Here is a 5598-nt window from a genome sequence, read left to right on the forward strand (position 1 = left end):
GTGCTCCGGAGATCATCGTCAACAACGAGAAGCGGATGCTGCAGGAGTCGGTGGACGCGTTGTTCGACAACGGTCGTCGGGGCCGGCCGGTGACCGGGCCGGGCAACCGTCCGCTGAAATCGCTGTCCGATCTGCTCAAGGGCAAACAGGGCCGGTTCCGGCAGAACCTGCTCGGCAAGCGCGTCGACTACTCCGGCCGCAGCGTGATCGTGGTCGGCCCGCAGCTCAAGCTGCACCAGTGCGGCCTGCCCAAGCTGATGGCGCTGGAGCTGTTCAAGCCGTTCGTGATGAAGCGCCTAGTCGACCTCAACCATGCGCAGAACATCAAGAGCGCCAAGCGGATGGTGGAGCGCCAGCGCCCGCAGGTGTGGGATGTGCTCGAAGAGGTCATCGCCGAGCACCCGGTGCTGCTCAACCGCGCGCCCACCCTGCACCGGCTGGGTATTCAGGCGTTCGAGCCGATGTTGGTGGAAGGCAAGGCGATTCAGCTGCACCCGCTGGTGTGTGAGGCGTTCAACGCCGACTTCGACGGGGACCAGATGGCGGTGCACCTGCCGCTCTCCGCCGAGGCGCAGGCCGAGGCCCGCATCCTGATGCTGTCTTCGAACAACATCCTGTCCCCGGCGTCCGGACGTCCGCTGGCGATGCCGCGGCTGGACATGGTGACCGGGCTCTACTACCTGACCACCGAGGTTCCCGGTGACACCGGTGAATACACCCCGGCTGCCAAAGACCGCCCGGAGTCCGGCGTGTACTCCTCGCCGGCGGAGGCGATCATGGCGCTGGACCGCGGGGTTCTGAGCGTGCGGGCCAAGATCAAGGTGCGGCTGTCGGCGCTGCGCCCGCCGGCCGAGGTGGAGACTGAGCTGTTCGGCGAGAGCGGTTGGCGGCCGGGCGATTCCTGGATGGCGGAGACCACGCTGGGCCGGGTGATGTTCAACGAGCTGCTGCCGGTGGGCTATCCGTTCCTGAACACGCAGATGCACAAGAAGGTTCAGGCCGTCATCGTCAACGACCTCGCCGAGCGCTATCCGATGATCGTGGTCGCCCAGACGGTGGACAAGCTCAAGGATGCCGGTTTCTACTGGGCCACCCGTTCCGGTGTGACGGTGTCGATGGCCGACGTGTTGGTGCCGCCGAACAAGGCCGAGATCCTCGACGCCTACGAGGCGCGGGCGGACAAGGTGGAAAAGCAGTTCCAGCGCGGGGCGTTGAATCACGACGAGCGCAACGAGGCGCTGGTGGAGATCTGGAAGGAAGCCACCGACGAGGTGGGTGAGGCGCTGCGCGAGCACTATCCCGACGACAACCCGATCATCACGATCGTGGACTCCGGTGCCACCGGTAACTTCACCCAGACCCGCACCCTGGCCGGGATGAAGGGGCTGGTGACCAATCCGAAGGGTGAGTTCATCCCGCGGCCGATCAAGTCGAGCTTCCGTGAGGGCCTGACGGTGCTGGAGTACTTCATCAACACCCACGGTGCTCGAAAGGGCTTGGCGGACACCGCGTTGCGGACCGCCGACTCGGGTTATCTGACCCGCCGCCTGGTCGACGTGAGCCAGGATGTGATCGTGCGCGAGGGCGACTGCGGAACCGAGCGCGGCATTGTCGTCGAGCTGGCGCAACGCCAGCCCGACGGAACACTGATCCGCAATCCGTTCATCGAGACGTCGGCGTATGCGCGGACACTGGCCGCGGACGCGGTCGGCGAGGACGGTGAGGTCGTCGTCGAGCGCGGCCATGACCTGGGTGACCCGGCGATCGAGGCGTTGCTGGCGGCGGGGATCACGAGCGTGAAGGTGCGTTCGGTGCTGACCTGCGCCACCGGCACCGGGGTGTGCGCGATCTGTTACGGCCGGTCGATGGCCACCGGAAAGCTGGTGGACATCGGTGAGGCCGTCGGCATCGTCGCCGCCCAATCCATCGGCGAGCCCGGTACCCAGCTGACCATGCGCACCTTCCACCAGGGTGGTGTCGGTGAGGACATCACCGGTGGCCTGCCCCGGGTGCAGGAACTGTTCGAGGCCCGGGTGCCGCGCGGCAAGGCGCCGATCGCCGACGTGTCCGGACGGATCCGGCTCGAGGAGGGTGACCGCTTCTACAAGATCACCATCGTGCCCGACGACGGTGGCGAGGAGATGGTCTACGACAAGCTCTCCAAGCGCCAGCGCCTGCGGGTGTTCAAGCACGAGGACGGCAGCGAGCGGCTGCTGGCCGACGGCGACCACGTCGAGGTGGGCCAGCAGCTGATGGAGGGCTCGGCCGACCCGCACGAGGTGCTGCGGGTGCAGGGTCCGCGTGAGGTGCAGATCCACCTGGTCAAAGAGGTGCAGCAGGTCTACCGAGCGCAGGGCGTGTCGATCCACGACAAGCACATCGAGGTGATCGTCCGGCAGATGCTGCGCCGGGTGACCATCATCGACTCGGGTTCGACCGAGTTTCTGCCCGGCTCGTTGACCGAGCGTGCCGAGTTCGAGTCCGAGAACCGTCGGGTGGTGGCCGAGGGTGGCGAGCCCGCGGCCGGCCGCCCGGTGCTGATGGGGATCACCAAGGCCTCGCTGGCCACCGACTCGTGGCTGAGCGCGGCGTCGTTCCAGGAGACCACCCGGGTGCTCACCGACGCGGCGATCAACTGCCGCAGCGACCGGCTGCACGGCCTGAAGGAGAACGTGATCATCGGCAAGCTGATCCCGGCCGGTACCGGGATTCCCCGCTACCGTGACATCGCGGTGCAGCCGACCGAGGAGGCACGGGCCGCCGCGTACACGATCCCGTCCTATGAGGACCAGTACTACAGCCCGGACTTCGGCGCGGCCACCGGTGCCGCGGTGCCGCTGGACGACTACGGTTACAGCGACTACCGCTGACTTCCCCGGCGCGAGCGGCGTTTCGCCGAGCGTGAACTGGTGGCGAGTTTTCGACGAAAAGCCCGCCACAGCTTCACACTCGGCGTCTGGGGCGGGCTGCGGCGAGGGGGCAGAGGGAGAGAGGGAGCAGTAGACGCTTGTTGATCGGTTCGCATGTGCGCCCAAAGAATCCCATCGCCGCCGCGGCGGCCGACGGCGCCGACGTGGTGCAGATCTTCCTGGGCAACCCGCAGAGCTGGAAGCCGCCCGAGCCCCGCGATGACGCCGCCGTGCTGCGGGGGGCGGCGCTGCCGATCTATGTGCACGCGCCCTACCTGATCAACGTCGCCTCGCCGAATAACCGGGTGCGTATCCCGTCGCGCAAGGCCCTGCAGCAGACCTGCGACGCCGCGGCGGAGATCGGCGCGAAGGCGGTGATCGTGCACGGCGGGCACGTCAGCGCCGATGACGACGACCTGGAGGCCGGTTTCGTCCGTTGGCGCAAGGCACTCGACCGGTTGGAGACGACGGTTCCGGTCTACCTGGAGAACACCGCCGGCGGCGAGCATGCAATGGCCCGCCGTTTCGACACCATCGCCGCGCTGTGGGATCACATCGGTGCGACCGGTGTGGGGTTCTGCCTGGACACCTGTCACACCTGGGCTTCGGGTGAGTCGCTGCCCGGCGCGGTGGACCGGATCACGGCCATCACCGGGCGCATCGACCTGGTGCACTGCAACGACTCCAAGGATGCCGCGGGCTCGGGGCGGGACCGGCACGCCAACTTCGGCGCCGGGCAGATCGATCCGGAGCTGCTGGTCGCGGTGGTCGAGGCGGCCGGTGCGACGGTGATCTGCGAGACCGCCGAAGAGGGACGCAAGGACGACATTGCGTTCCTGCGCGAGCGCGTCGGCTGATCGGCGGCCGTCGGGGTGCGCGGGAGGCGTAGCCCGCGGGCCTCGGCGCCGCAGACGTGGAGATGGCGCCGGACGCCATCGCCAAAGCGTTAGCCCGCCGCGCCGGCGGCGCCGGTCACACCCGCCTTGCCGGTCGGGCCGATCGCGCCGGCCGTGCCGTCTTGGCCGACGATGACCGACGAGCCGCCGTCTCCGCCGGTACCGGGTGTGCCGGCGGCACCGCCGTCTCCGCCGGTGCCGCCGGCGCCACCGGGGCTGCCCGCGCCACCAGTGCCGCCGTCGCCGCCGTCGCCGCCGTCACCCGCCGCGCCGCCGTTTCCGCCGTTGCCGCCCTGGCCCAAAATGCCACCGGTGCCGCCGGCCCCACCGGCACCGCCCTGGCCGCCCACGGCGCCGAGGCCGCCTTCACCGCCGGTTCCGGCGGTAACAGTGGCCGACGCGACGCCGCCGGTGCCGCCGACACCGCCGACACCGCCGTTGCCGGCCGCGCCGCCGTCGCCGCCGTTCCCGCCGTCGCTGAACAGCAGCCCGCCGCGCCCGCCCTCCCCGCCGGCCCCGCCCGAGCCGGCGACGGCGCCCTCCCCGCCGGTGCCGCCCGTGTCGCCTGGGGTGGTGGCGTCGGCGCCGGCGATGCCGACGCCACCGTCGCCGCCGTCGCCGCCGTTACCGCCGTTACCGCCCAGACCGAACAATTGCCCGCCGGCACCGCCGTTCCCTCCAGCCGCGCCGGCGTAAGAGGCGGTGGTGGCGGAGCCGCCGTCACCGCCGTCACCGCCGTTGCCGATCAGCAACCCCCCGTTCCCGCCGACCCCGCCGGCCGTGCCCGCCCCGCCGTCACCGCCGGCACCGCCGTTGCCGATCAGCCCGGCATTGCCGCCGTTACCGACGCCCACACCGGCCGTCGTGGAGCTGTAGCCGGCGCCGCCGTCGCCGAAGAGAATCCCGCCGGCACCACCAGTGGGGTCCGCCTCCGTTCCGGGAGCGCCGTTGCCGATCAGATCGACGCCGAGCAACGTGTCGGTGGGAAAATTGATCACATTGTCGATTGCCGAACCGATTGGGCTAGTAACCCAGGCTTCGCCGAGGTGGTAAAACGGCAGATAGATCGCCTGGACCAGGGTGTTAGCGAAACTGGGATCGGCTGCTGCCGTGGCGCCGGCCAAACCCGCGACCGGGTCGACGAGATCGGTCAAAGGCTGGACTATGGGGTCGATGACGAGCTCGACGATGTCGGCGTGGGCGGTGGACGAGGTGGTCAGCGGGGCCATCCCCGCCGCCAGCACCGCACCGGCAGCCGTGCCCAGGCCGATCATGCGGCGATGCCGACGTGTCTTGGCGGGGCATGACGTGCGATTTCGCGTGCTGCAATCCTGAGCCATCGTCGGGCCTTTCTGAAAGTCAGACAATTTCCCCGCCAGCGTTGATTAAAACAGCCATGACGATACTCCCCGAGCGGCCTGCCCACCCCGCCCAAAGAAATCTCCGCGCGCACCCGGGTCTTACAGCTCTTGTGCAATTGTCGAAAATCTGTAACATCGACGGCATGCCCGACACCCACACCGTCACCAACCAGGTTCCCCCGCTGCACGACTACAACCCGGCGTCATCGCCGGTGCTCGTCGAATCGCTGATCCGCGAGGGCGGAGGTTGGGGCGTCGACGAGGTCATCGAACTCGGCGCCATCTCCGGTTCCCGACAAGCCCAGCGCTGGGGTGAGCTGGCCGACCGCAACCGTCCGATCCTGCACACCCACGACGCCACCGGCCACCGCGTCGACGAGGTCGAGTACGACCCCGCCTACCACGAGCTGATGCGCACCGCGATCGGCCACG

3 protein-coding genes and 1 pseudogene are annotated in these 5598 nt (G+C 69.1%); 3 read left to right on the plus strand and 1 reads right to left on the minus strand.

All coding sequences use genetic code 11. From position 1 onward, the window contains the following. Both rpoC and AC2VON_RS18130 read left to right on the plus strand, forming a co-directional pair. A partial coding sequence (gene rpoC / locus AC2VON_RS18125; RefSeq protein WP_486954197.1) for a DNA-directed RNA polymerase subunit beta' occupies positions 1-2870 on the plus strand: 2870 nt, incomplete at its 5' end. A gap of 137 nt (positions 2871-3007) precedes the next feature. Continuing rightward, positions 3008-3766: a deoxyribonuclease IV gene (locus AC2VON_RS18130; RefSeq protein WP_486954198.1), complete on the plus strand. Its 759-nt coding sequence runs from the start codon at positions 3008-3010 to the stop codon at positions 3764-3766. Positions 3767-3855: 89 nt separating this feature from the next. Here AC2VON_RS18130 and AC2VON_RS18135 read toward each other — a convergent pair whose 3' ends face one another. After that, positions 3856-5079 (minus strand): PGRS repeat-containing protein, encoded by a 1224-nt coding sequence (locus AC2VON_RS18135; protein ID WP_486954199.1) that lies wholly within the window; start codon positions 5077-5079, stop codon positions 3856-3858. Between the two features lie 230 nt (positions 5080-5309). On the opposite strand from AC2VON_RS18135, the pseudogene AC2VON_RS18140 reads away from it, so the two are divergent. Next, positions 5310-5598, plus strand: a pseudogene (locus tag AC2VON_RS18140) (DNA alkylation response protein); the annotation flags it as partial.

The organism is Mycobacterium sp. TH-M82, from assembly GCF_057473605.1.